Annotated in this window: 21 protein-coding genes and 4 pseudogenes; 13 read left to right on the top strand and 12 right to left on the bottom strand. The window is 68.3% G+C overall.

The window, feature by feature from the left end; all coding sequences use genetic code 11:
- Positions 1–70: 70 nt before the first annotated feature.
- From ABZ877_RS30465 to ABZ877_RS30455, 3 genes and pseudogenes are all read left to right on the top strand, one after another.
- A pseudogene (locus tag ABZ877_RS30465) lies at positions 71–328 on the top strand (ISKra4 family transposase); the annotation flags it as partial.
- 32 nt (positions 329–360) lie between these two features.
- A pseudogene (locus ABZ877_RS30460) lies at positions 361–576 on the top strand (CbrC family protein); the annotation flags it as partial.
- Positions 563–895 carry a CbrC family protein gene (locus ABZ877_RS30455; RefSeq protein WP_361077544.1) on the top strand — a complete coding sequence of 111 codons (333 nt, stop codon included), beginning with the start codon at positions 563–565 and terminating at the stop codon, positions 893–895. The pseudogene ABZ877_RS30460 and the gene ABZ877_RS30455, both read left to right, overlap by 14 nt.
- 286 nt (positions 896–1,181) lie before the next feature.
- Here the strand turns inward: ABZ877_RS30455 and ABZ877_RS30450 are convergent, their stop codons facing one another.
- From ABZ877_RS30450 to ABZ877_RS30440, 3 genes are all read right to left on the bottom strand, one after another.
- On the bottom strand, positions 1,182–1,979 hold the full coding sequence (locus ABZ877_RS30450) for a non-ribosomal peptide synthetase (RefSeq protein ID WP_361077541.1): 798 nt from the start codon (positions 1,977–1,979) through the stop codon (positions 1,182–1,184).
- 668 nt (positions 1,980–2,647) lie between these two features.
- The gene (locus tag ABZ877_RS30445) at positions 2,648–3,469 is read right to left on the bottom strand and encodes a hypothetical protein (RefSeq protein ID WP_361077538.1); all 822 of its coding nucleotides are present in this window, start codon (positions 3,467–3,469) and stop codon (positions 2,648–2,650) included.
- 13 nt (positions 3,470–3,482) lie between these two features.
- Positions 3,483–4,013, bottom strand: a complete 531-nt coding sequence (locus tag ABZ877_RS30440; RefSeq protein WP_361077536.1) for a sigma-70 family RNA polymerase sigma factor — start codon at positions 4,011–4,013, stop codon at positions 3,483–3,485.
- Between the two features lie 591 nt (positions 4,014–4,604).
- Here ABZ877_RS30440 and ABZ877_RS30435 point away from each other — a divergent pair.
- Positions 4,605–5,360 (top strand): hypothetical protein, encoded by a 756-nt coding sequence (locus tag ABZ877_RS30435; protein ID WP_361077533.1) that lies wholly within the window; start codon positions 4,605–4,607, stop codon positions 5,358–5,360.
- Between the two features lie 150 nt (positions 5,361–5,510).
- Here ABZ877_RS30435 and ABZ877_RS30430 read toward each other — a convergent pair whose 3' ends face one another.
- A complete protein-coding gene (locus ABZ877_RS30430) occupies positions 5,511–5,735 on the bottom strand; it encodes a hypothetical protein (protein WP_361077720.1) in 225 nt (74 codons plus the stop codon).
- On the bottom strand, positions 5,708–5,893 hold the full coding sequence (locus ABZ877_RS30425; RefSeq protein ID WP_361077735.1) for a hypothetical protein: 186 nt from the start codon (positions 5,891–5,893) through the stop codon (positions 5,708–5,710). The genes ABZ877_RS30430 and ABZ877_RS30425 overlap by 28 nt, the downstream gene beginning before the upstream one ends.
- A gap of 534 nt (positions 5,894–6,427) precedes the next feature.
- Here ABZ877_RS30425 and ABZ877_RS30420 point away from each other — a divergent pair.
- The 5 genes from ABZ877_RS30420 (at position 6,428) to ABZ877_RS30400 (ending at position 10,979) form a co-directional block, all read left to right on the top strand.
- Complete coding sequence (locus tag ABZ877_RS30420; protein ID WP_361077530.1) at positions 6,428–7,153, top strand: calcium-binding protein; 726 nt, start codon at positions 6,428–6,430, stop codon at positions 7,151–7,153.
- 684 nt (positions 7,154–7,837) lie between these two features.
- The gene (locus tag ABZ877_RS30415) at positions 7,838–8,662 is read left to right on the top strand and encodes a non-ribosomal peptide synthetase (protein WP_361077528.1); all 825 of its coding nucleotides are present in this window, start codon (positions 7,838–7,840) and stop codon (positions 8,660–8,662) included.
- Between the two features lie 91 nt (positions 8,663–8,753).
- A protein-coding gene (locus ABZ877_RS30410) for an IS3 family transposase (RefSeq protein ID WP_361077718.1) occupies positions 8,754–9,964 on the top strand; the annotation gives its coding sequence in 2 pieces (ribosomal slippage) (positions 8,754–9,054 and positions 9,054–9,964; 1,212 coding nt in all).
- Positions 9,965–10,383: 419 nt separating this feature from the next.
- On the top strand, positions 10,384–10,716 hold the full coding sequence (locus ABZ877_RS30405) for a hypothetical protein (RefSeq protein WP_361077525.1): 333 nt from the start codon (positions 10,384–10,386) through the stop codon (positions 10,714–10,716).
- Between the two features lie 137 nt (positions 10,717–10,853).
- Positions 10,854–10,979 carry a DUF6420 family protein gene (locus ABZ877_RS30400; protein WP_361077522.1) on the top strand — a complete coding sequence of 42 codons (126 nt, stop codon included), beginning with the start codon at positions 10,854–10,856 and terminating at the stop codon, positions 10,977–10,979.
- A 294-nt stretch (positions 10,980–11,273) separates the two neighbouring features.
- On the opposite strand, the gene ABZ877_RS30395 is transcribed toward ABZ877_RS30400, so the two are convergent.
- The 7 genes and pseudogenes from ABZ877_RS30395 to ABZ877_RS30365 all read right to left on the bottom strand — a co-directional run bounded on the left by ABZ877_RS30395 (position 11,274) and on the right by ABZ877_RS30365 (position 21,154).
- On the bottom strand, positions 11,274–12,452 hold the full coding sequence (locus tag ABZ877_RS30395) for a hypothetical protein (RefSeq protein WP_361077520.1): 1,179 nt from the start codon (positions 12,450–12,452) through the stop codon (positions 11,274–11,276).
- Entirely contained in the window at positions 12,449–17,710 is a 5,262-nt protein-coding gene (locus ABZ877_RS30390; RefSeq protein ID WP_361077517.1) for an ATP-binding protein, read from the bottom strand. The genes ABZ877_RS30395 and ABZ877_RS30390 overlap by 4 nt, the downstream gene beginning before the upstream one ends.
- Positions 17,711–17,930: 220 nt before the next feature.
- Positions 17,931–18,227: a hypothetical protein gene (locus ABZ877_RS30385; protein ID WP_361077732.1), complete on the bottom strand. Its 297-nt coding sequence runs from the start codon at positions 18,225–18,227 to the stop codon at positions 17,931–17,933.
- A 46-nt stretch (positions 18,228–18,273) separates the two neighbouring features.
- A pseudogene (locus tag ABZ877_RS30380) lies at positions 18,274–18,453 on the bottom strand (hypothetical protein); the annotation flags it as partial.
- A 135-nt stretch (positions 18,454–18,588) separates the two neighbouring features.
- Positions 18,589–18,960, bottom strand: coding sequence for a restriction endonuclease (locus ABZ877_RS30375; protein ID WP_361077514.1), 372 nt, complete (start codon positions 18,958–18,960; stop codon positions 18,589–18,591).
- Positions 18,921–20,930, bottom strand: coding sequence for a helix-turn-helix domain-containing protein (locus ABZ877_RS30370; RefSeq protein WP_361077512.1), 2,010 nt, complete (start codon positions 20,928–20,930; stop codon positions 18,921–18,923). The genes ABZ877_RS30375 and ABZ877_RS30370 overlap by 40 nt, the downstream gene beginning before the upstream one ends.
- Before the next feature lie 14 nt (positions 20,931–20,944).
- Positions 20,945–21,154, bottom strand: a complete 210-nt coding sequence (locus ABZ877_RS30365) for a hypothetical protein (RefSeq protein ID WP_361077509.1) — start codon at positions 21,152–21,154, stop codon at positions 20,945–20,947.
- Between the two features lie 469 nt (positions 21,155–21,623).
- On the opposite strand from ABZ877_RS30365, the gene ABZ877_RS30360 reads away from it, so the two are divergent.
- The 4 genes and pseudogenes from ABZ877_RS30360 (at position 21,624) to ABZ877_RS30345 (ending at position 26,218) form a co-directional block, all read left to right on the top strand.
- Positions 21,624–22,088, top strand: a complete 465-nt coding sequence (locus ABZ877_RS30360; protein ID WP_361077507.1) for a GNAT family N-acetyltransferase — start codon at positions 21,624–21,626, stop codon at positions 22,086–22,088.
- 227 nt (positions 22,089–22,315) lie between these two features.
- Positions 22,316–24,358 carry an AAA family ATPase gene (locus ABZ877_RS30355; protein WP_361077504.1) on the top strand — a complete coding sequence of 681 codons (2,043 nt, stop codon included), beginning with the start codon at positions 22,316–22,318 and terminating at the stop codon, positions 24,356–24,358.
- Positions 24,342–24,491, top strand: a pseudogene (locus ABZ877_RS30350) (UvrD-helicase domain-containing protein); the annotation flags it as partial. The gene ABZ877_RS30355 and the pseudogene ABZ877_RS30350, both read left to right, overlap by 17 nt.
- Positions 24,485–26,218: an ATP-dependent helicase gene (locus tag ABZ877_RS30345; RefSeq protein WP_361077715.1), complete on the top strand. Its 1,734-nt coding sequence runs from the start codon at positions 24,485–24,487 to the stop codon at positions 26,216–26,218. The pseudogene ABZ877_RS30350 and the gene ABZ877_RS30345, both read left to right, overlap by 7 nt.
- Positions 26,219–26,389 lie beyond the last annotated feature (171 nt).

The raw sequence follows: 26,389 nt of genomic DNA, 5'->3' as shown, positions 1-26,389 counted from the left end.
CGGCCTCCGCGCTGGTCGAAGGGAAGCCGTCGATACCTGTCGTCGCTATCTGACCGGCCAACTCGACCAGCTCCGCTACGACGTCGCCCTAGCCGCAGGCTGGCCGATCGCCACCGGCGCGATCGAGGGCGCCTGCCGACACCTGATCGGCGACCGCCTGGACATCACCGGAGCCCGCTGGGGCCTCGCCGGCGCCGAAGCCGTCCTCAGACTCCGCGCATTGATCGACAACGGAGATTTCGATTCCTACTGGCGTCACCACACCACGCGCGAGCACCAACGTCTCTATCCGGCACCCGACCAGCAGGAATTCACACTTACTGCTTGATCGCCGGGCTGCCTTGCGAACAGACTGCACCCGTGAGCCCCGAACTTCCCGCCTTCCGCTATCACCCCGATCCGCTCGCCAGCGGGTCCATCAGTGAGAGCACCGAGACCTGCGCGTGCTGCAACCGCACCATGGGATGGATCTACACCGCGACCTTCTACACCGAACAAGACACCAGCGGACGCTTCTGCCCCTGGTGCATCGCCGACGGCAGCGCGGCGAAACGGTTCGCCGGTGAGTTCATGGACACCCACGGACTCGACGGCGTCAGCGAGGAAACCCTCCACGAGGTCACCCGCCGCACCCCCCGGCTTCCACGCCTGGCAAGACCCGCACTGGCTCGTCCATTGCCACGACGCGGCCGCCTTCATCGGCGAGGTCGGCTACACCGAACTGGCAGCCCACCCCGAGGCCCTCGACCAGCTCAGGCAGGACCTTCGCATGGGCGGCTGGCACCACGTAGACCACCTCGAGGAATTCCTCACCCACCTCGGCCAGGACGCCACCGCGATGCTCTTCCGCTGCACCGTCTGCGGCACCCACCTCGCCTACGCCGACGCCTCATAACCGCCGCCGAGCTCGGAGCCCGCAGCTCGATCCGATCACCCCTTCAAGCGCACCGCACCCAATCGAGAAGCGACTGCGAGAAACCGTCAACCAGCTCAGAGAGGCTGTCCAGAAGCAGAACGCAGAAATCCACAGAATTCGCCAGCAAGTCACCCAACTCACGCTCGCCAGCGCTGTTCTCACCCAGAGGGCAGACACCCCGCCCCAGGCCGTCCCGGTCGCCGACAACGACGTCCCGCTCCGCCCACCCGTCACCTGACTGAGCGTTAGACCTCGCAGTATCGCCCTAGTGCATCATCTCCGCGTGGGGGTGCTCGGGGTCTGCTGGGCAGATGTAGAGCTGCTGGTCGGAGCCGTCGGCGAGCTGGATGGCGGTTGGTTGCCGGGGAGCAGGATTGACGTTGACGGGTGTGGCGTGGGCCCTGGCGGGGATGTGACCGCGAAGCTGGACTTCCCTGCCTTGGGCGCGGAACAAGTCGATCAATTCCTGCCCCTCCGGTCCTATGTCGTTGGAGGTCGGACTCGTGCGTTCGCGGTCTTCACACGCTTCGTCGGGGATCCAACTGCCGCTGTTGGCTAGGCTCTCGTACGAGGCGATGGTCAGCAGGGCGTCCATGTCGCTACCGCAGGCAGGGCAGAGCCGGGGGACGGGGTCGGTAGCGCCCCAGCGGGGCCATCCGCCGACCTTCCAGCCGGGTGCGCTCGCCAGCTCTTGGTCGTAGTAGACACCTGCGGACGACGCGTACTCCTCCACATCCGCCACGGCTGTCTGCCATGCGGTCCAACTCCCGAGCCGCTCCCGATGCTCCTTGCTCAGCTCCAGATGGTCGGGATACTCCGTGACCTGCTCCGGGTAGAGCAGACACGGCTCGGGCAGGTAGCCGTCGGACTGCATCACGGGCGGCTCAGGGGGCGTGGTGAGGATGCCGGTGACAGTGGCTGCCGAGCGCCAGAACAGCGCGGTGCGCGGCATCGCCTGGTGGTCAAAGGGACACCACAGGACTTGGAGCAGGTCTGCTCCTTCCGGCGCGTGCAGATCGGGTACGTCTCGTGCGTACAGTTGCGCGACGGGCAGCATCGCCATGGGCCCCTCATAGCGGGTGGCCGTGGGCTTCAGCGGATACTCCCGTGAGGGGCGGATTCGTTCCAGAGTCTCCCGTTCCCGCACGGTCAGGGCCCTGCCGCGCGCGACTGCACGTATCTGCCGGGCCAGTCTCACGTCTGCCGGAGACTGGCCCGGACCGGATCCGCGCACCACGTGAGGTCCTTCGCAGTGCGGCCACGGTTCGTCAACGGGCCACAACAGCGGTCCACCGATGGAACTGTCCTGATGTGACGGCGCCCCGGGCCGGGGGTGCAGCCGGGTCGCGGTGCGCGCCAGGGGTACCAGTTGAGGGAAGAGCCCGGCGACGTCGAACGGCCGTGGTGGCGTGGTCGGAGTACTGGTCATAGCTGCGATCTTGCCAACTGCCTCTGACAATGCCGCCCGCAACCGCACCGATGCGTGTACAGATCTGGACACGCAGACAAACTTGCTGTCACTGGCCTGCTGACGAAGCCATGACGAGGAGACCAATTACGGATGTGACCCTCCCTCCAATCCAGAGACGAGGGGACGCCATGGCGACAAGGGCTGATTGCACGTCCGGCGACGAGGGAAGCCGGGAGCACGTCGTCCTCCCCTCCGACCAGCTCACCCGAGTGCTGGTCGGCGCCCTCCAGGGCGAAGCTCTGCTGTCCGGTCAGGCCGCATCACTTTGGCAGTGATGCGCCGTTGATGGTCCGCTTCGTGCCGTCCTTCAGGGTGAGGGTGAGGGTGCCGGTCATCTGGTCGTGGGCCTCGCTCTCCGGCCACCAGGCGGTCCATCTGCTCCAGGGCAGTGACGACGTCGTCATCTGTTCCACTGTGGCGTGGACGGTGCGCCCCTGGTCGCGCACGGTGATCTCCTTCACGTCCTGGCCCGCCAAGCCGACGGCATAGCGAAATCGTGCGGAGCCCTTCCCCAGGGCACCCTGTGCGTCCAGCGTGATGTCGTTGGCGGAGACCGTGTCCTGTGCCTTTGAGGTGATGGGTACCGCCATACCCGGGCCTTGCGATCCGGCCAGGCAGTACGCGGACCGGTAGTTCGACGTGACGATCATGGAGACAGTGGTTCCACGCCGGTCCCAGTTGGAGATCGCACCCGGTCGTCCGCTTCCCGCGTTGACGTCCATCGCCTTCTCGAAGCAGTGGCTGAAGGCGACGTCGCTCTGCTTCGGCCGGTGGGCGGTGCTGGTCCACGTGGCCACTTCGGCCGATGACAGGGGTCCGGATCCGCCCGGCGCGGATGGTTGGGCCGACAGCGTCACCGCAACGAGAGCGGCTCCGGCGGCGAGTCCGCCAGCCGTCGTATACGCCAGGCGTCGCACGAGCGGGCGGCGAAATCCGGTGGTGGCGGCGGCGTGGTCGGGCCGGCCGGTGTCGCTCAGGACGGCCGCCAGCAGTTGTTCCTTGCGGTCGAGTTCGGCGGGGGAGAGTTCGGCGCGCGGCGCGGCATCGAGCTCGGCCAGGCGGGAGAAGGGATCGGTCTTCATCGGAGTGCTCCTGTCAGTACCTGGGCGAGAGGGCGGGCGATGCGGGGACGGCGGGGTTGAGAGCGCTGGTGAGGCGTCGTCTGGCGCGCGTCAGGCGCATGGCGTAGGCCGCGCGAGTGCAGCTGAGGACGGTGGCCGCGTCGCGGGCGTTGAGCCCTTCCCAGATGTGGAGCGCGAGGACTTCCTGGTCGGCCGAGGTGAGTGACCGCCAGGCTGCAACGAGATCGATGCGGCTGTCGACCTGGGCTGTCTCGTCGATCGCGCGTTCGTGCCCGGGGGCCTCCGTGGTGTGGATCTGAACCATGAGTGCGGCCTGTCGGCGCATGGTGCGGTCCGCATTGAGCATCACGTTGCGTGCCGCACCGAACAGCCAGGGCCGTGGATTGGCGGGGAGTTCGCGGCGGCGGCGCCACGCAGCGAGGAACGTCTCTCCCACGATGTCGTCCACGGTCATCGGGTGGGCCCGGCGGCGTACGAACCGCAGCACGTCCTCGTAGTGAGCCCGGTACACGTCCGTGAACTGGGCCTCGGTGTCGATTGGCATGGCTTCCTTCCGTAGCGCCTGCCCTTACATGTCCGCCACCGGCACAAGTGCAACAGACCCCAACGCACGAACACCAAGGTCGGTTTCCCCGCAAGAGAGCTACACCTCATGCGTAGGAGCTGACCTGCTGCGCGTCATCGCACCCGAAGCGGGTTGGGCGACCAGGGGTTGTCAGTGGCTGATGGCAGGATCACCGTCATGGATCTCGTACGCACTACTCCACCGCGGCCCGTGGACGTGACCGCGGTATTTCCCGAGCTGGCACCACTGGCACGTCGTGCGATTCGGCTGCACCCCCGTCCCGGATCGCCTTCAGCCAGGGACAGCTCGGTCGGGGGACCGTTGCTGTGGCCGGCGCAGGAGCCATGGCCGCACTGCGAAGCCTCGCACCTGCACGTGGACAGCGGGTTCCGCCAGTCGCCGGCCGACGTGCGACTCGAAAGACGGATGCGGGCTCGGTGGCACCGTGAGCACAATGGCCGCGGGACAACGCCCGAGGAGGCGGCGGCCGAGGAACGGAACGCCGCGATGCTCGCAGAGCGATTTGCCGTCGACCCCCCGCCCGCGGACTGCCCGGTCCCCATGCTGCCCGTGGCCCAGCTGTACCTTCGCGACATACCCCTGCTGCGGCCGCCCGGACAGGCCGATCTACTCCAGGTTCTGTGGTGCCCCTACGATCACAACCCTCACCACAAACCGTCGACCGCACTGTTCTGGTGGTCCGCCGCCGAGGTCGTCGACATCCTTGCCGCACCACCCGAACCGTGGGAGGTGAATTGGCAAGGCTACCTGCCGGAGCCATGCGTGCTGGCACCGGAAACGATCACCGAGTACCCCAGCAGCTCCGATCTGAGCCCGCAGATGCAGCTAGCGGTGCAGGACTGGAGCAGATGGCAGGCAGCCGGCGCCAACGTGGACAGCTCCTACGCGGACTACCCCCAGAGCTTCTACAACACTCATCTGGCCGACGCGCCCGGATGGAAGGTCGGCGGCTACCCTCCGTGGGGCCGCACCGATCCCAACCCCCAATACTGCACCGTCTGTGATGTGCAGATGGTCCCGCTGTTGACCATCGCCTCATTCGAATGGGACGGCGGCGATGGACACAGCTGGGCACCTCACGAAGAACAGGCCGCCGCCTACGCCGCCAACACCACCGGCAGTTGCTGCGGCCAGAACCCTTCGCAGCCGACCGAGGTCGAAGTCGGCAGCACCGACAACATGCAGATCTACGTCTGCCCGACCTCCCCCGAGCATCCGCACACCGACCTGATCCAATGCTCTGCCAGGCTAGTCACGCACCCTCCACAGCCGGTGACACAAGTGCCGCTGCATCGGGGTGTGTGACAGACCGCTCGCCTCATGGGGCGAAACCCGCAACGCCTGGGGCCTCGGTGCCGCTGGGGGAACATTCGAAGTCCCAACCCGTCCGCACAGCAGCCTCGCTGGCTCCCCCTCCTGCCGCAGTCAACCTGCCACACGCGCTAGCCGGGTGGATCACCATACTCGTCGTCGCCCATGAAACAGCATCGCATCGGGGCGACGGTCGCCCCCGAAGCCCACGCGGCGGCGGCCACGGGCCCCGCCGCGAGAACCGCTCGACGAACGTCCTGCTGGACCGTCCGCCGACCCGCATATGAAGCCCCGGACCGTCAGCCGGATCACAAGGCCCCGCTCAGCGAGCGGAAGATCCTTCAACTCGCGGCGACAGCGGTCGTGCACCCGATGCGGGAACTGGCCACAGTCCGGACACTCCTCGCCGCACACCGGCCCCGCGCCACCACCTCGACCGTGCCGAACAAGGCGGTCACCGCCTCGACGTCCACGTCGTCGATCCCGCCGAACACGAGTGAGTCCCAGAACGATGCGTTGGTCCGCACGACCGGCACGATCACCACTCACGGCCGACCACCGGCAGAGGTCTTCGAGGAGTTGATGGGGCGTCACTTTCGGCTGCCGGGCAGCCAGGCGTACGCGGTCTCACACGACCCAGCCCCTCACAATCGAACACCCAGGTGACGCTCCGCGACCGCTCCCCAAGGTCTGTGCCAGAACCCGTTTGAAGTGGACAAAGCCAGGGTCCCCCTGCGCCATGAACTGATCACGTGATCCTCATGGGCCGGTACGAGGCCAGGACGGGGCCTGTATGCCGACAACCGCGCAGAAGGGGACGGATCGAGGTCCGTACCGGAGCTCCCACTCTCGGCCTTGCTCGTCCGCCTCTTGTCGGATGAAGGGAGCTGCGGCGCACAACCTTTTTGGGCCCTCGCGAGTCGTTCCCGACGCTTCAGGACCCCTGGAGCGGAGCGGGTTGCCGCCAACCAGGTCGCGGCGGACCCTGTTGAGTTCGGTAAAGGGATAAGACATTGATGCGTAAGCGGGCCCTTGTGGCCGCCGCTGTGGGAGCGATATCCGTGCTGACCGTGCCGGGCGCCGCCCAGGCGGACCAGCACGACGGCGACACCCGGATCCTGAACGTAGTGATCAACGGCGGTCACGACATCGCCATGGGCACCACCAAGGCGAAAAAGTTCACCCTGCAGGTCACCGCCAGCGACGACTCGGGCATCAAGGAGGACTACACCGTCCCCACGCTGTGGAACGGCTCCAGGGGACTGATCATCCCGGACAAGCCCACCGGGAAGTGCGTGCCCCACGCCGACGCGCCCACCATCAGCACCTGCACCTACCCCATGTCGGTGCGGCCGCGAGTCAACCCGCAGGACAACACCACGGCCGGGAGCTGGAAGGCACGGGTCGCCATCAGCGGCAATGACTACGACTACATCGGCAAGGACGCCGCCGCCACCGTCAAGATCCGCCGCTACGCCACGATGACGGTCAACGCCGCGCCCGAGCCGGTCAAGAAGGGCAAGACCTTGACCGTGACCGGCAAGCTGACCCGCGCCAACTGGGAGACGTTCAGTTACGGCGGTTATACGGGGCAGCAGGTGAAGCTGCAGTTCCGCAAGAAGGGCGCCAGCGCCTATGCCACGGTGAAGACGGTGACCACGGGCAGCGGCGGCGCGGTGAAGACGACCGTCAAGGCCGCGAGCGACGGTTACTGGCGCTTTGCCTTCGCCGGCACCTCGACCACCGCCCCCGTCACGACCGGCGCCGACTTCGTCGACGTCCGCTAGCGCGCGGACGACGCCCGGCGCGCCGCGCCGGGCGTATCGGTGAACACGTAGCGTCAACCGGAGCGCGGCGGGCCGGCCAGGGGAGCGGCCGACGGGGTCATCCAGCGGCCGCGCTCAAGTTCCCCAAGGGTGAGGTCACGGTTCACGAGTCGAGTCACCGCCCGATCGTTCCATGCCAGATCTCAGATGCGGTCTGAGGCAGACACGCCTCGCGATGACCGGCTACGAGCACGTTCGCTTCGTGGCCCCGCCCGGCCGCCAGCGCCAGTCTTCGAAAGCGCTGATCTCGCTCTCAAGGCGGCCACGTCGTGCGCAGGCCTCTCCAATCGTCGGACTCGGCATCGAGCTCCGGGCAGCCGGCGGCCGCCTGGAGCGCTCACGAAGGCTGTCTCGTCGGCTGCGGCAGTGGTTCGATTCCGCCAGTGTCAGTGGCTGCTGGCAACATCAACCACCATGAGGATCACGCGCACTACCCCACCGCGGCCACTCGACGTGACCGCGCTCTTGCCTCAACTGGCCCCGCTGGCCCGCACGGCGACGAGATTGCACCCCGTTCCGGCCTCCCCATCGCCGCGCAACAGCTCGGTCGGTGGCCCGCTGTTGTGGCCGACCGATGAGCCATGGCCGTCCTGTGAGGGCCCCCACGAGTTCGCCAGCAGCATCCCGCCCCGGTCACTTGCGGACTTGCGGCTGGAACGCCGGATCCGGGCCGCCGCGCAGGGCCGGGACCTGACCCCGCAGGAACGGGAGACTCTCGAGCGGATCCGGCCCCCTCGGACATATCAGGTGAGCCCGGCGGTCCAGGCGTACGACGGACCGATAGCGCTACTGCCACTGGCGCAGCTCTACACGCGGGACATACCCGCTCTGCGCGCACCCGCCGGGGCAGACCTTCTGCAGGTGCTGTGGTGCCCCTTCGGCCACCCACCGAAGACGTACATGCCGCGGACTGTGTTGTTCTGGCGCTCCACAGCCGAGATCACCACCGTCCTCACCGCGCCCCCAGAACCGCCTGCAGTGCAGTACGCCGACTACCTGCCCGAGCCGTGCCTGCTCGTCCCCGAGCAGATCACTGAGTATCCGCAGGAGCTGGGCGAGGACCTGCAAAGCCGGGTGAACGACCAGCGCACCTGGAAAGCCGCCACTGACGCGGTGGACAGCGAGTGCGAGTCATACCCGGGTTCGTATTACGCGGACAACTTGTCCGTCGCGCCCGGCTGGAAGGTCGGAGGCTGGGCCTCCTGGGGCCTGACCGACCCCGTCCCTCAATCCTGCCCCGCGTGCGCCACCACGATGCACCCGCTCCTGACCATCTCGACCTTCGAATGGGACAGAAGCAAGCGCAGCTGGATCCCGTACGAGATGCAAGAACGCGCGGCGGCTCCCACCCGGGCCGGCAGGCCTCGACCCGCACGGCCGACGGCCATCCAGATCGGCCGCGGATACAAGCAACAGCTATACGTGTGCCCTGCCACGCCGGAGCACCCCCATACCGAACTGATGCAGTGACCACACCTGTGTGCGGCGCTTGACGGGCCTTCACCCCTGATCTTGGACACTCGAGATAGTGGATCTTGAGGATCTGAAAAATGGATGTGTCGTGGTCATGAAGCACTATCCGCCGCAGTTCAAGGCGGACGCGGTCGCACTGTACGAGTCGCGACCCGAGGCGACGATCAAGCAGATCGCCGCCGACCTGGGAGTGAATCCGGAGACGCTGCGCAACTGGATCCGGGACGCGGGCGTCAGCCGTCCGCGCGGCCGTCGTGCAGGACAACCGACGGCGGCTGCGGTCGCGCCGTCGGCTTCGAAGGCCGAGGTCGCCGCCTTTCGGCGGGAGAACGCCGAACTGAAGAAAGAACGGGAGATCCTGCGCACGGCGGCCCGCTATTTCGCCTCGGAGACGGGCTGGTGAACCGCTGCCAGTTTGTCGAGGACCACCAGCGCCGTTACGGCGTGACGCGGTTGTGCCGCATCCTGGGCATCGCCCGCTCGAGCTTCTACCACTGGCGCCGAAGTGCACCGCTGCGGGCGGCCCGTCAGGCTGCCGACGCTCAGCTCGCCGCCCGGATACGCATGCTCCACCACGCGTCGGACGGCACCTATGGCGTCCCCAGGATCACCGCTGAACTCCGTGAGGTGGGCGAGGTGGTGAACCACAAGCGGGTCGCCCGCATCATGCGGGCGAGCGGGCTGGCCGGTCTCCGTCTGCGTCGTCGGCACCGCACCACCGTCCCGGACCCCGCTGCGGTGAGGGTGCCGGACCTGATCGGTCGCAACTTCACCGCCAACGAGGTGAATCGGAAGTACGTCGGCGACATCACGTATTTGCCGCTGGCCGGCGGAACATTCCGCTATCTCGCGACCGTGATCGATCTCTGCTCACGGCGACTGGCCGGGTGGACGATCGCCGACCACATGCGCGCCGACCTGGTCATCGACGCTTTGAAAGCGGCCGAGCGGACCCGCGGCAGCCTCGCCGGTGCTGTGATGCACACCGATCACGGAGCTCAGTACTGCAGCCGGGCCTTCGCCGACGCCTGCCGCGAGGCCGGCGTCACTCAGTCCATGGGAGCGGTCGGCTCCAGCGCGGACAACGCACTCGCCGAGTCCTTCAACGCGACCTGCAAACGGGAGACCCTGCAAGGCCGCCGGGCCTGGAACACTGCGGGCGAAGCCCACCTGGAGCTCTTCCGCTGGCTGCACCGCTACAACACCCTCCGACGCCACTCCCGCCTCGGGCATCGCAGTCCCATCGCCTACGAGCAAGCACTCCAAACGACATCAACTACGCTGGCTCAAGCCGCATAAACCCTGTCCAAGATCAGGGGTGAAGGCCCGCTCCGAGATTGCCCGATCTGCTGGACATCCTTCCAGGTCAGCCCCAGAGCAGTCGGACGGCACATCTACTGCACCCCTCGCTGCAAGGCGGAAGCAGCCCGCCGCCGCAAACGCGAACACAGCGACGCCGACGAGGACGTCCAGACAGCACCAGGCGAGCCAGCACTGCCCGTGACAGCTCTGACGCCGACCGCCGTTCGCAACTGTCCTCACTGCGACAAGCCGGTCACCATCGTCGCGCTCCTGGCCACCCCAGAAGCGGCACGGCCCACCATTCCGGCAGCGAATCCGGACGTGATTCCAATGCGACGAAGCTGAAGTCCCTGGCAGAAAACTCACGTGGGCTGCCAGTCGCAGGTCGATACCCTGCTCTGGGAAAGGACGTGACCATGGCCTTGGTGAAGAAGGGATCCCGGCGCATCACCGTCGACGGCATCCCCTACCGCTGGAGAATCCGCCGACGCCCGACCTACGGTCAGGCCCTGTGCTGGTCACCGCTCACCTACGCGGTCGAGCTGGCCGACGCGCCAGGCAGCACGCTGGTGGTCACGACCAACCAGCCACATCCGAACAACTGGCTGATTGAGTCAGTCAGCGCGGTGGTTCCCTCCGCAGTCGCCGACGGCGTCCGCACCGCACGAACCAACGGATGGAGTCCCGGGAGACCTGGCTCTCCCTTCCATCTCGACCACTCAGAAGGCTTCGTCGCGTCCCGCTACTGAAGTGCTCAAACCGAAGGACTCACCGCTTTGTGACCGGGGAGTCCTTCGGCTTTCCGCTCCCCACGTTCCCCAGTTGGTTCACTTCGTGAACCAACTGGGACGAAGAGCAGCACTGGGGAATATTCGCGATCCGCATCATGCGCGCCGCGCTCGCGGTCGAGCTGGGGGACTTCACCCCCACGGACCGGCTCTTCCAGGAGACCGAAGCACTGGCCGGCCCTGTCCGCCGGGAGGGCAAGGGGGATCAGGCCAGCGGCGGCTAGAGGCCCCATGTCCGCCTGCCGCAGCGATACGGGCGAGCACCTGAAGGCAGGTCGGTGCGGCGCCACGGGGGGAGCGCCGCACCTGCGACCAGCGTAGCGATCCGTTCTTTTGCCCGGGCCCGTATGAGCGACCGGACGGTAGTCCTGCACCCTTGGCTCGCCTCTTGAGCACGGCATGCGCTTCCTCCACCCACTCCGGCGTGTTGCAGGGGGCGTTGAGGTTCTGGGGAGTCCGGGGCGGACCCTTTGGAAGGGAGCTGTGGGGGCGGGGACGCGGGCGTCGTGGGGGTGTTCTCAGTCCTCGTCGTCGGGGATGTCGTCGTCCTGGGTTGCTGACATGTGACGGACGTTGATACCTGCCTGGCAGCGGGAGGGGCCGATGGCGGCGTGCAGGCTGGTGAACAGGTCTGGGCGGATGAGCAGGTCCGCTCCCGCGACCACGGGCAGGAGCGGTTCAAAGCCTCCGTCGTGGACGAGGTGGCCTCGCCACTGACGGCAGATGAGTGCTTCCCCTGCTGTGTCGCTGAGGCTGAATCCGCAGATGCCGCCTGTGGGTTGAAGTCCGAGTGCCGCCACGACTCTGGCGGCGGGTGCAAGGACGTACGGGGGCAGGCCGGGACCGCTGCGGCGCGGGGGCGCGTCGACCATGGGCGTGGCGCCGGCGTCGGTGAGGGCCACGAGGGCCTGGTCCGTGGTGCTGAGGTGCTCTGCCGCTCCTGCCTGGGTAAGGGCGGGTGCCAGGCGCTGCAACGGGCGAGTCCACAGTTGCCAGGGAGCCTGGGAGAGGGGCAGCGTGTCGGGGGGTGGATCGTCGCTGGCAGCTTCGAGACCGACGATGATCAGTACTCGGCGGGCGGGCTGGTCGGGGTAGCGGCGTGCGGGGGTGTGTTGCCGCTCGATCAGTCCGATCTGTATCCAGCCCGCGTGTGGCCCGTCGTCCACTCGGGCCAAGGCCCCGGCGCCTTCCGGCAGGGACCGCAGGTCCGCGACCGAAGCGAGACCGGGCGGCGGCCAGGGCGTTTGCTCCTGGCTGTCGTTGAACCAGGGCGCGGGATCGAGTGACCAGCCAAGTGCTTCGGGGCGTGTCAGGGGGCGGGGGATGCGGGCGAGTTCGCCGCGCAGGGCCGGGCGGGAGTCATCGCGCAGGCGTGCGGCCGTGCCGCGTTCGAAGGCCTGGGCGTTGACCAGGTGTCCGGCTTGGGCGAGCGCGGTACGCAGGCCTGCCGCGGCCTTCTGCAGGGCGTCTTCGGCGGCGGCCCGATCAGCGAGGTAGGCGTCGGGAAACCGGTTGCTGCTGGGGTGGGTCAGCAGGTCCAGTTGGGTGCGCATGAGCGGCTCGAGATGGCCGGGGATGGCTGCGGCCACGAGGTCGATGACGGCCTCACGCAGTCCGGGAGCGGGGCCGGTGGCGTCGATGCGGGCGCCCAGGTAGTGGTCGACGAGGTGGGCCGCATAGCGCTGGGGGTCTTTCACGCGCCCTCCTGGGTGCGGAGTTGGGCGGCGATGGTGTGGGCGAGTGTCGGATGGGCTGCGGTTGCCGGTGGGGAGGGCGGCTGGTGTCCGGCGCTGGTGAGGACGGCGGAGGCTTCCACCCGCACGGACAGCATGTCGCTGGTGCACAGGGCGACGAGCTGCTCATGCAGTGCGGCATCCAGGGGCCCGTCTGGCAGGTGACTGTGCAGGACGGTCAGGAGCCAGGTCAGGGGTCCGGCGCCGAGGTCGAAGGACAGGACGTGCGCCAGCGCGGCCTGTGCCTGGCGGGGGCGGGCGGCCAGCAGGACCGTCGCCGCGAGCAGGGCGCGGCGTTTGTCGCCGCGTTCGGGCAGGGCGATGGTGGCCACGGCGAGGCGGCACAGCGCGGTGTCGATGTCGTGCTGCGTGGCCGGTTCCGCTACCGGGTGGTAGACGCCGTCGCCGAGGCGTGCGTCGCCCGGCAGACGGTGGGCGATGACGTCATACGCGGCATCCCAGCAAGCGAGCGCGTCGGCAGCGGGGGGCCGGGAGGCGTCCGGGGGCTGGATGGCGAACGCCGAGACCAGGGCCTGGCTGACGCCGACGGTGCGGCCGTAGGACGGGTTGGCGACGGCGTTGGCCACCTGGTTTGCGAGGTCCTGCCTGGCGACAGCGGCATCCGCGGTGTGCGCCTGCTGCCATAGCTCCAGACGGTTGTTGCCGGCGAAGGAGCGCCATCCGCCGCCGCCTCGGATCTTGGTGTAGGCGAGCATGCCCGCTGTCGCGGCGAGCGGGCCGAAGACGTCGGGGGCGATGCCATGACGCAGATAAAGCCCGGCGGCCACATCGGCCAGGACGTCGACGGGGCCGGACGCGTTCATCTCCTGGGCGATCCGGTGCAGCAACTGGGCGGCCAGGTCCGGCCCCTGGCTTTCGGTGATCTCCACCAGCCGCCATCCGACCGCGTTGGCCAGCGCATCGGCCGACCACCGGGGCCCCGGCGGATCGTCGTACGCCTTGCCGGCGCAGTCACGGACCGCGGCGAGGACACCGGCCGCGCCCTCTGGCAGATCGGGGCGCTGCTGGGCGTCCAGAAAGACGCCGGTCGGGTAACGCCCTTTGGGGCCGGACCAGTTGCGGGAGGATTTGCTGGGCACGGGCCTGGGTGTCCAGGGCGGGCCGCCCTCACCGCCCAGACGCTGTGCCGCCGCACACAGGGCAGGACTCAGCGTGTCCCCGGCCAGATGCGATGAATGGATCAGCGTCTGGTCGTCATAGGTGGAGGTGATCGCGTTGGCGAGCACTGGCATCAAACGCAGAGCGTGGGCCGCGTCATCGCCGGGCAGGTCGGCGAGCCGGCCGAGCAGGGCGATGTCGGCGTCGCGATTGCGGCCGCTGGGGCCTGCGGCGATACGGAGCGCGGCCAGGACGACGGGGTCAGCTGCGTCGGCCTGCATGGCCAGCAGCTGCCGGTGGGCCGCGTCCACCCGGGCATCGGGCAGTCCCGGCTCGGTCAGCAGCACCCGGGCGGTCAGCTGCGCGGCGGCTCGCGGATCCAGGCGTGCGAGAAGACGCCACCACTCCTGTGGTGTTCCCGCCGTGCCCCGCCCGTCGGTGCACTCCGCAACGAGATACACAAGCGGCTGCGTACGTGCCAGCCGCACTCGTGCCTGGACCTGGTCGGCCTGCACCAGCTGGGGGAGGGGCTCCAGCAGTTCCTCGATGGTGATGTCCTTGTGGCCGCCGTAGGCGCCCATGTAGCGGGCGGCACGTTCCCAGCAGCGCCGTGCTTCGTCCAGGTCGCCGCAGGCGAGACTCACGCGGGCCATCTCGAGTTCGAAGTCGGCGTCCTCCGCATACATCGACCGGCTGGCGGCCTGTGCCGTACGCAGCGTGCGCATCAGCTCGTCAATGACCGCGGCCCAGGCCTGGCCCACGCTGTGGGCCAGCAGGGACAGCAGCTCCGTGGTGATCAAAGGACCCGATCCGGCCATGCCCATCAGGGATGTCGTGGTGCGCTGGCTGACGGTCTGCAGGGACGTGATGCCCAAGGCGACGTCGTTGCCGCGCAGCAGGGCGACGGCCTCGTGCAACACCTGCCGCACGAGCCTGTGGATGTCCATGAGTTCGCTGGCATTGGGCCGGCCCGTGAACGCGGCCGCATGCCGGGACAGTTGCTCAAGCGCCACACGTACGGCGGTGGACGCGCCGTCGGCGGGGATGCGGCCCGCATCGACGTCGCGGCCCAGACCGAGCGTGGTGACAGCGAACCGCAGCCAGGCACGGAAGAAACCCTCGCCGTCCAGGAGGGGCAGCAGCCGGGCGGGCGCCTGCGGATCAGCGGCCGGGGCCACCGCCAGCAGCGCCAGCCACCTGCTGACCGGCCCCGACAGATCGCCGTGCCGACCGGTCAGCACCGCGTGGGTTGCTTCCTGAAGCACCGGGGTGACGTCCCCGCCAAAGACCTCCTCTGAAAGATCCTCCGCCGGCACACCGTGGTCCAGCAGACGCCGCGGATCGCACGGAGCGCTGGCCCAGGCCGCGGCGGCCAGCGTGCGCGCCGACGGCAGCATGCTGCCCGCACTGTCGCGGACGTCGGCGAGATGCAGCAAAAGCGCCGCACGCCGCTCGGGACGCTCAATGAGCGCCGCGCTCTCCAGCAGCGGCTCGGCACCGAGGCAGTCCAGCAGCACACCGAGCGCCGGTCCGGGGGAGCCCAATGCCTCCTGATCAAGGAACCGGGCCACCCGCTGAGCAAGCGTGAGCGAGTGGCCTTCCGGCGACTCACCCTTGTCAGCGCCATGGCCAGGTAGCCTGATCCGCCCCCGCAACTCCGCCAGGAACACCGCCTCATCATCCGCGGAACCGTCGTGGCCGGACTTACCACCGCGATCTTTGTCCCAGGCCGTCAGATACGCCTCCCACGGGGCGGCGAACCCGGCCCGGTCGACCGCTGCACACAACTGCAGGCCCCACCGCGCCGACAGCGTCGGCACTCCCTCATACAACAGGCCCGCCGCCACATGGTCAGCTCCCGCCAGCGCCACCAGCACATCCGCATACGGCACCAGGGAACCCGGCAAGCCTTCTTCCTCATAGGTCGACCGCGCCCGGCTCAGTTCGATGCAGCGCACCAGCGTCGGCCAGTCACAGCGTGCCGCCGCCCGCCGGGCAACGACGGCCAGGGTGTGGACGATGGCCTGCGGCGGCTGCAGGCCGGCGATCGCACGGGAGAGGAAGTCGGGCCCGATCAGTAGGGCCAGGTCCTCGTCACGGCCCAGCGCGGACAAGAGTTCGGGCAGGTGCCGGAAGGCACGCGCGTCCGTGAAGAACCCGCGCTTCGAAAGCCACTGAGCGGCCTGGGTCCGGACCTCGTCCACCCACCGGGAGTCACCCTCGGCCCGGCGCACGAAACGGCTGAAGCTCTCATGGTGGATCTTCAGCCCGCCGATCCCCGGCTGCTGCGCGATGATCGGTGCCACCCGGCTCAGGGCGGCACCGATCATCATCGCCGGCATCGGGAAGATCTCCCCGAGCTCGTCCGCACTGACAGCGAAGTCGCAGACCGCCAGCGTGCTGACCGCATAACGCTGCTCGACCGTCAACGCCCGCAGCAGATAGGCGTAGTAGTCGTCCAGGTCGTGCGCCGACGACGGAACCGCGCGCAGCCGCTCAAGCGGATCCCCCACAGCACCCGGCGCAAGCGGCGTCCCAAGACCAGGAGCCGGGCCCAGGGCCTGACGGCACAGATATGTGGCGTACAGAGCGTTGCCCCGTGAGCGCTCCTCGATCAAGGTGACAGCGGCCTCAGCATCCGTGGCAGCCCCCGGACTGGCAGCCGACGGTGCCAGCGCCGACAGCACACCCAGACGCTCCGCCAACGCACCCAGCTCGGCGCGGTTGAGCGGGGGAACGGTCAAACGGGCGGCTTGGGCGTCGACCGCCTCCAGATGAGGGCCGGGCTGACTGGCCAGAACAAGAACGGCGCCGGGCGGCAGGCTGAGCGAGGTGAGTTCCTCGACCAGGCAGGCCGCCGGATCCACCGGCTCACCGAACGCGCCGCCACTGCTGTGTCCAAGGACCCGGCTGACGTGATCGATCCCGTCCACGACCAACGCGACGGGCCGATCCGGGAGCAGGCCGCGCACCGCCGTGACCGCCGCCACGAGCGTCTCCTTGGTGGCCGCGTAGCGGGGCCTGACCTGCGCCACCGCCTGCGGTGCGGCGCTCTCCAGCTGCCGCAGCAGACTGCCGATCACCACCTCGGTCAGCACCCGCTCACCGCGGTCGGCATCCGCAGCACCGAGCCAGCAGTGATGCCGCACCGCAAGCCAGGTGTCGTGCAGTGCGTCGCCGAGCTGCTCGCACAACCACGACTTGCCGATGCCGGGAGCGCCGGTGACCACCACGACACCGCCCTGCTGCGCGGTGTCCTCCACAGCCGTGACCACTTTGGTGAGCACGGCGGGGCGGATCACCTCGGTGGCACGGTCCACGGGATGGCCCTCACGCACCGCCCCGAAGTCGGTCTCCAAACCCAGCCGGGGAAGCAGGTCCTCGAGCGTCACCGTGCCCGTCCGGCTGCGGGCCGCCTTGGCCGTCTCGATGAGAGCCAGCGCCACGTCCTCGGCCGTACGGGTCCGGTTCGGCGGCCGTCCAGCACCCAGTTCCTCGATGATGCGGTGCAGCAGGGCCGCCTCGGCCGGGCCGGGCTCGCGGATGTTGAGCGAGCACGCCGCAACACCCGTGTCGACGATCAGACAGGCACAGGCACGCTGGAGCACCTCGTCACGGACAGCGGCGAGCATGGATTTCCACGGATCGTGGACCCGCAGCGCAGCGGCGTCGAACCGGAACCGCTTGCTGCCCAGGCCGTGCAGCGCGGGCCCCGGGTCGATGCCGCTGCTGACCGGCTGCAGCACCCGCATCAGATCAGGTTCGTCCGGCTCCGTGTCGCGGACCACGAGACGGTGTGAGGTAGCGGGCTGTGCGGTGAGGTCACGGTCGATGGAGGAGAAAAGGAGGTCCAGGCGCAGACCCCGGTTGTCCTTGGTGAAACTCTCCGCCGACAACGCGCGGTCGTGATCCGTGTGCTTGATCTGCAATCGCTCGCGGCTGCCGGTGGCCCACTCGCACGTGATGTCATCGAACCGGTCCCCGGCGAACATCTTCGTGTCCACGGTCACCGACCTCGCACGTCCCACCGCCAGGTCCACCAGACGCAGCGCGGTGAGCAGATCCTGGTAGGCGTAACCGAGGTGCGTAGGGCGCAACCCCATGGTTACCTCCAGCGTGCCGTGTCTGCGCACGCCACCCCCCGGACGCCCGCCCACTCACCTTAACCGCCTTCGGTCACCACGACCCAAACCGTCCGCGCAAGATGCGCGGACGCATACAGCGGCTCCCCAGCGCCGGCTTGATCTCAGGGCGCTCCCTCGGCTTGTCCTCGATCTTTCGCAGCGGCCATCTCCGGCGACGTGAGCCGTAGGTACCTCGCCTTCAGACGGGAGAGCGCCCTACTCTCAACCGGGCGTTGAAGTAGGCGGACAACAAAGCCGGATCGTCAGCCGCGGCAGCCGCCACACCGTCCGCATCGCGGGCCCACAGCTGCGGCTCCTGGCCCACCAGGTCGCTCAGCAGGCCGGCGCGAGCATCACCGGCGTCGACGTCGGTGCGTTCGACTGCTGCGGTGGCCAGGTGGCCGACCGCGGCGGCCGGCCCTTCCTGCGCCGCACGGGCAGCGAACGCCTCCGCTGACAGACCGCCATGGCTCTCGATCCAGGACGTGACGCGCATGACCGGTTCCGGGCGCGCCGGCGCGGGGCCGGCACTTTCGGTAGGACGGCAATTCGTCGTCTGCCGCGTATCCGTCCAGTTCCTTCAGCGCCCACACGCGCAGCTCCTCGTGGTGGGCGTAGCCACTCAGCATGAGGCAGGACCGCAGCGCGGAGGCAAGCGAAACAGTGTCGTCCAGGACCGCGCTCTCGAGTTGCTCCAGTCCCCGGACGCCGGGAGTTGTCACGGCCTCCAGTGTGCCCTGCCCCACTGACACTCATCGATCGGCGCGGAGGTACGGCCTGCGACTTGGTGTAGAGAGGCATTCATGCCGCACGGTGCGACAGCTGGCCACGCCCGGCCGGGACCGGAAACCAAAGGGTCAGTCGAGATCTCCCACACCCCATTCCGGCGGAAGACGCCTAAGGCGCAGCCGTGCCTCGATACCCAGGTGCTCGCGCAGGAGAGACTTCAGCGCCCGGCCGTCGACAAGATCGATGCGTCCGGAGCGGGCTGCGAACGCACGGCTGCTTGCTCCATACCAACCGGTGGTGACCAGGATGCCCCGGGCGGCCTGCACGTCCAGCATCTGCCCGGCCAGAGCGTGAACTGTCTCGAGCGGCACAGCGTGCTGAGTGCGCCGTGTCTGCAGCACCCAGCGTTCGCCGGAGCGAGGCCTGTCCCGGAAGACCGTGGTTGCTCCTCCCGGCCCGATCAGCTCCCGGGGCCCCTCGGTCGGGTCGTGCAGGTCCATGTAGAGGCGGTGGACAAGGTCGCTGAGGTCCTCCGGATCAAGGTGCGCAAGATCGATGCGATCATCAACCACCGTTGGCGTCGGGGCTGGCGTGTCGTGGCGGAGCGCGGCGTCGTACCACGCCTCGTCGCTCTGGTAGGCAGGGTCTCCCTTGTGGAAGAGCCCTGCCCAGGTGGCGGCAGTCTCGTGCAGGGCCCGTGCCCGTCCCCGGGAATCAGGCACCGCAATCCGGGGTCGTTCCTGCGGAATGCGCCAAAGAGCCTGGCCAGGGGGCTGGTGTTGGGCAGGAATCCCAACTTCTGGGCCCGCAGAGGAGCGAGCCGACCCGGACCGCGGATGGCATGGACGACCCCACGCCATTCCGCACTGTCGTAATCGAACGCCGTATGGGTGAAGTTGACGGGCACGTGGTCGCAGTGGATCTCACCGACCAGCCGCCCCTTCGCAGGTGGGTCCGCCGGGTACTCCATGAAGTCCTCAGACTCTTCAGCGAAGGTGAACAGCCGCTTGTCCCTGGCGAGGATCTTCCGGCCGTCACGGTAGAAGTCGATGCCGTAGTCATGCTGGTGCAGGTAGCGCTGGACGCCCAGCCACCCCCATACGCGCTGCTCGGTCTGCTCCAGCCGCGTTCCCCGGCACTGCGGGCAGGACAACGAGCCGAGCGGGCTGGTATGCCAGCAGTCCTGGCACCGGTACAGCGTGGCCAGCACCACGTCGATCTTCTGCACGGCGCTGATGTCCTGGCCCCGCCGTTGGACGAAGCGGTTCTCTCCCCAGATGCACGGCTTTCGGGGGGCCACCGCAGAACCGGACACGGTCAGCTGGATCTGCTGTTCGCGCAGCAAGTAGCTGTAGACGTCGCCCAAGTGCCGCCGCAGACGGTGTTGCATGGTGGCCGGCCAGGCAGAGCGCAGAGCTTCGATGGTGATGCGTGTGCCCTGCTGCCCCGCCTCCGTCTTGGGTTCCGCGCCGATGGGAACCTGCCAGGAGGTACCGGAGACGAGGGAAGCCAGATCGAGAGTGAAGACGGTCCATGTCGGTTCGTGCCGCTGGGCGGTGCGCAGCGTGATGCGTGAGCCCAGCCGAAGGCAGGCCACGAGGAAGCCGGGACCGAACACATTCTGCTCTTGGTACCGGCCTGTCCAGCTGATCCGGAACAGCTGCTGAACGGTTTCACGCTCGAAACTGGTGCCTGGGCAGGAGATGGTGATCCTGTCGCATTCGTGCACGGTTCCCTCGTGCTGGACATCGACCGCGACCGAGACGGGCACCCCGTCTTCACCGCCTTTCCGGACGGCGTCCACCACTTCCGCCACGGCGGCCCAGTCGGAGAGGGGCAGATCACCGAGGACCGACAGCAGGGCCGGAGATGGCACCACGGTCAAAGGCCCCATCGAGGCCGTCTCCTCGCGCGCACTCCGCAAGTGGGCCTGGGCGCGATCCCACGCTGCTGCCCAGCCGGCGGCGTCGTCGCCGACCACACCCACGACGTGGACGAACGCCAAAACCAGCACCTTGCGCGGATGCGCTGTTCCGTTGAAAACGCTGGCCAAGGTAGTGCGCCTCAGGCTCCCCCGGCTCCGCTTGACCAGTTCACGCAGGCTCGGCCGGCCGGCCAGAACACGCAAGTGCCCCATCGCCACGCGCAGGTCATCGAAGGTGCCCACATGCTCGACTGCGATCACATCCGGGACCGGGTCGGCCCCCTCCAAGGCTTCTTTGGCCTTCAGCCACAGCGCCCTGGCCGTGACCACATCCGTGCCGCAGGCCCTGGTGAACGCCTCCACCACCGGCCAGGCCGAGTGCCAGCCGTTAGCTGCCCGGTTGAGACGGCCCCTGCTGAAGCCGGTCGCCTGCACGAGCTGCTCGTAGGTGAGGCCGGAGAGGCGGCGCGACCGCCGCAGCCAGCGCGCCACCTCCGCCATTTCCGGCACCCGGGCAACAAGGTCCTTCTCCCGCCGCCCCGCCATGACTCGACCAGCCGTCACATGCGGTCGTACGCTGACGGCTTCACCACGGCCACCACCACCGCGGCCACCGTCTCGGCCACGAGCGTCTGGACCGTGCCCTGCCAGACTGGCGCCGAACCCAGCGTGCTCACCACCAAGATCAGCACAGCGACGACCATCACCACATCGGACAGGTGATACGGCACCGGTGTGCCGTCCCCGACACACAGCAGAGTCTTACTCATGTGTGAACTCCCTTGATGCACCTCGGACATGCGTGCCCACTGCCGGCAGGAGGTTTGGGGCCATCCCGCCGCTGCACACATCCGGGATCGTGCCGGACCAGCACCCTTCAGCACCACCCGGAACCAAGAGTTCAGGGCATTGTCCCAACTCTGTCCAGAACAGAACCCCGATGACTTTTGCCTGCTCACAGACCCCTTTTGACTAACCGGCCCCAGGCGAACGTCGCTGTTCCGCGCGTGTCCGGGTTTCGAGTTGCTTCCTGCAGCCGGCCTGGGACACCCTGGTGGCAGGATCCGGGCACCTCGGACAACGCCGTGTACGGAACCCCGACCGCAGCGCATTTGGGGTGCGCTCGGTCAGCGGTGAGGCCGCGCGCTCAGCGCGCGGCCCACCCGCACTCCGATGCAAAGCGGCGCCTGAGCGCGAGGGCATCGCGTCTGCTCGAGCGCTGACGGCACACTGGTGATCATGACCCCGGTACAGATTTCCTTCGGTCTCGGTGAACACGAAGACACCGCACGAGCGTTGCTTCAACGCGAGTGGCCCCTGGCGGATCTGCCGCCTGCTGTGAACGAGCCGCGCATCTGGACCATGACCTGCGCAGGCTCGAACGCACTTGCCGGGCTGGCAGTTGTGGCCAACGGATTCAGAGCACGGGTGGTGTCAGCTGACGGCATGCGTCCCTACCGCCCGCTGCTCGAGTACCTGGTGGTCGACCAAGAAGTGCGCGGCGAGGGCTTGGGGCGGCAGCTGGCCCGTCGTGTACTCGAGGAGGCCAGCAAGGGTGGGCACGACGTCCGCATAGAGGTTGAGCGCACACGCCCGGGCGCCGTGCGCTTTTGGACGCAGCACATGCACTGCACGCTTCTGCCCGAGGCCGAGCAGACCGACCCCAGGATCTACCACTTGAGGTGGTCGCCTGCCGGGAGCTGACACCTGGCATCAAGATCCCCGAAGATCTGCGGGAACAGTGTTGCCCGACCGGGCTCGCAATGCGTCCAGCCGTCTTTGCTTCCCTGATCCGGCACGGCACCGGTCCCCAAGCCCGGTCCGCCACACGGCAAGATCACGTGGCAAGGCTCCCGTCGGCTTGGGGGCGCGCCGGGCGGCGTGGCCGGCCTGGAGTGGAATGACTGCGGCTCGTCGCATGGCGGTCTGGAATGCGGGCCTGGTACGTAATCAACGCGAAGGTCGGCAAGGGACGCATGGGCCTGCATATCTCGCGCATCGAGATCAAGAACTTCCGTAACTTCCGGCATCTGGTCATCGACAACTTCCCGGCCCACGCGGTGATCGTCGGCGAGAACGGGGTGGGCAAGTCGAACCTGCTGGAGGCGATCCGCCTGGTTCTTGATCCCTCGCTTCCCGACGCGCTGCGCCTGCTGCGCGAGGAGGACATCTGGGAAGGCCATCCGACGGGCCTGCCCGGCCATGCTGAGGTGAGCGTCGTCATCGAGCTGCAGGGCTACGACACGGACGACGACGCCAAGGCTGTCCTGGCCACGGCCACTGTCGACTACGCCCCCTACACCGCCCGCCTGACCTACCGCTTCGCTCCCCGCACCGAGATCGACGCCACCGGGCAGCAGACGCCGGTCACCGGGCGGACGCTGACCCCTCAGGACTATGACTTCGTCGTCTTCGGCGGCGACAACGAGAGCAACGACATCCGCTCCATCCGCCGCGAGGTGACCCTGCGCGTCCTGCCGGCCCTGCGGGACGCAGAAAGCGACCTGCAGTACTGGCGGCGCAGCCCCCTGCGTGACCTGCTGGAGCGGCTTCCCCTGGACCCGGCCAACCTGGAGGCCACCGCGACCGCGGTCGCGGCCGCCGTCGACCAGCTCACCAAAGACGCCAACATCACAAAGCTCGAGCAGCACCTGTCCAGTCGGCTCAAAGAGATGCTGGGACCGCGCCTGGCCGTCGACCCCGCCCTCGGCTTCGCCTCCTCCAAGCCCGACGAACTCATCCGCTCCGTCCGGCTGTTCGTCGACACGGCCCGCCGCAGAGGCATCTCCGAGACCAGCCTGGGCAGCGCCAACGTCATCTACCTCGGTCTGCTGCTGGAAGCGCTCAGCCAGCAGCGCCTGGACGAACAGTTCGTCGCCACCCTCGTGGCCGTGGAAGAACCCGAAGCACACCTGCACGTCAGCCTGCAACGCCACCTGTTCGGCTACCTACTGCGCACCGGCACCTCACTCATCCTCACCACCCACAGCCCGCACATCGCCGCCGTGGCCCCCATCCGCTCCTTCATCGTGCTGCGCGCCACCGGCAACGGCACCGTCGGAGCCAGCACCGCCACCCTGCCGGTCACCGACGAACAAGCCCAGGACCTGGAACGCTACATCGACATCAGCCGCGCCGAGGTGCTCTTCGCCTCGGCGGTCATCCTGGTCGAAGGCCTGGCGGAACTGTACGTACTGCCCGCCGTGGCCGCCGCTGCGGGATTCGACCTCGACGCCTACGGAACCGTCGTCGCCAGCGCCCACGGAACCGACTTCAAGCCCTACCGGGCCCTGCTCGGGCCCAGCGGCCTGAACACCCCCCACGTGATCATCACCGATGGCGACGCCACCCCCGACCAGCTCAACCGACGCGAAGCAGGGCTGCGGCGCGGGGCCAACCTCCACCCAGACGCAGCCCGCAGGACCACGCTCGTCGACGCCATCCGACAACTGCCGCCGTACCAGCAAGCCGACTACTACAACCGGCGCGGCCCCCTGGTCCGGGAGCTGCAAGGCCTCGGTATCTACGTTGGCGCCCAGACCCTTGAAGTCGACCTGTGCCTGCTGTTCGGCGAAGAGATCGTGCATGCGTTCGAAGAGCTGAACGGTAACCGCGGCGCCGTTGAGGACGTGCGCCGTGGCGTCGCCAACGAGCAGGAACTGTCCCCGGATCTCGACATCCGCACGACCATGCTCAACCGCATCGCCGCCCTGGGCAAAGGCCGCTTCGCCCAGCGGCTCGCCGCGCACATCAGCCGCAATGACCTGCGCACCCGCCTGTGCACAGTCCTCGGCATCACCGACACCACCCAAGCGGTGGACGCTCAGACCCTGAGCCGCCTGGGCCCCGAGGCCTACCTGCTCCTTGCCCTCGACGACATTTCTCTCCAGGTGCGCGGCACCCCTCTCTTCCCAGCCCTCGCCGGCGGCGAAGGCACCAGTGAGCCACGGGACATCGATGCTTCAGGTCAGTGACGCGCTGCTGCGCGAACTCGAAGAACTGCACCCCACCCAGCGCACCGCCGTGCTGCACCCCGGCAACGTCGTCCTGCGCGCCGGCCCGGGCAGCGGCAAGACCAGAACCCTCGTCGCCCGAGCGGCATACCTCCTACAGACACAGGTCTCCGCCTTCCGGGGGTCGCCTGCATCACCTACACGAACGCGGCGGCCGACGAAATCCGACGGCGTGTACTCCACAGCGGCGTGCATGCCGAGGACCGCCTCACCTGTTCCACCGTCCACGCCTTCTGCCTCAACGAGATCCTGCGCGCCTTCCCGGCGATCACCGGGCAGCCAGCGCCGCAGGCCGGGCAAGTCCTCGGAGAAACCGCCACACAGGCGCTCCTGCAGCACTGCTTCGACCAGATCGGCATCGCCGAGACGCTCGCCCAGTTCCGGATGCCCGAGAACACCAAGATCCGCCGTGCCCTGGCGTGCGACGAACCCCTCGACGCCTTCGACCCCCGCGAAGTCGTAGCCGCCGCCCGCTATGAGGAAGAACTCGCCGCCCGAAGCGAGATCGACTTCGAGGCAATGGTGACGCGAGCGGTGCGCGTCGTCCGCGACCACGAACCCGTACGTGATCTCCTGCGCGCCCGCTTCCCCCACCTCATCGTGGACGAGTACCAGGACCTCGGCGGTGTCCTCCACGAACTCGTCGTAGCTCTGCACGATCTCGCCGGCATCACCGTGTTCGCCGTCGGGGACACCGATCAGTCCGTCTTCGGATTCACCGGAGCCGACGCCAAATACCTGACCGCCCTGGCAGGCCGTGACGACTTCCTCGACCTACCCCTTGAAGTGAACTACCGCAGTGGCCAGGACATCATCACCGCCGCCGAGGCCGCGCTGGGCGAACACCGGGGGCGACGCGCACGCGAGGGCGCACCCCCCGGAGACGTCAACACGTGGCAGGTGCAAAGAGGCCTGGACGAGCATGCCCAGGCGGCCTGCGATCCCGTCGAACAGGCCCAGCAACGCCAAGTGCGACCGGAACGGATCGCCATCCTCTACCCGCACCGGGGCCCGCTGCTCGACGCCCTGCTGCACGAACTGGCCCGGCACCAGCTGACCTTCCTCTACGAGCGGGACGACAAACTCCCGGCAGGATCGCTTTCCCGGTTCGTCCAGCGCTGCGCCAGCCGCGCCGTGGCCAACCACCAGATCCACGCAGCCGGTCACACCGAGCGGCGAGACATGTTGCGCCGGGCCGAAGCCCCCACCCTGGCCGCGTTGAGCCTCTCCCTCACGCGACTTCGACACGAGGCACAGCTGCCCCCGCCCGCCTCCCGCCTGGCCCTGCCCAGAGCTCTGCAGCACACCCTCGACCCCATACCCTCCTACCCGGCCGACGCCCCCGCCGCCACCTGGCTGGAACAACTGCGGGCCAGCCTCGCACTGGATAGCATCGCCGCCCTGCACCCCGACCAGGACAACCACGGCTGTCTCGACGACCTCGCCGATCTGTGCCAGAGAGAAAACCTCATGCTGCAGGACCTGGCCCAGGGCGAAGAAGTCATCGGCAAGATCCTCCTGACCACCTACCACGCCGCCAAAGGGCGAGAGTTCGACACCGTGATCCTGCCCGGCCTGCTCAACGGGATCATCCCGCGTGACGTCGTAGAGCGCGGGAAGTGGCGCCGCCCCACCCCGAAGGAACTGGCGGAGCAGCGCCGCGCCTTCTACGTGGCCCTGACCCGCGCCGAGCGCACCGTGCACCTGATCGTCGGCCCCGGGTACCGCACAAGAAGCGGACACTGGATAGAGAAGGGACCATCGGACTTCGTCGTGGAGATGATCAGGAGCCTCCGGTCCTCAGTGCAGGACGACACCTGACATCCCCGCCTGACGCGAACACGGTTGGCTAATGGCTGGCGGGTGCTGCCCAGTCAGCGCTGCGTCATCGCGGGAATGGGCCGTGACCCCGCTCGGACGGCATCCGAGGGGAGCCGGGCCGGCGCGACGGCGCCAACGCGATCACGAATGACCACGTTGCATAACAGCACG

The sequence above is a fragment of the Streptomyces sp. NPDC046939 genome (assembly GCF_040644575.1).
Taxonomy (GTDB): domain Bacteria; phylum Actinomycetota; class Actinomycetes; order Streptomycetales; family Streptomycetaceae; genus Streptomyces.
Note: the sequence above shows the minus strand (reverse complement) of the source record. Positions and strands in the feature narration are given on the sequence as shown.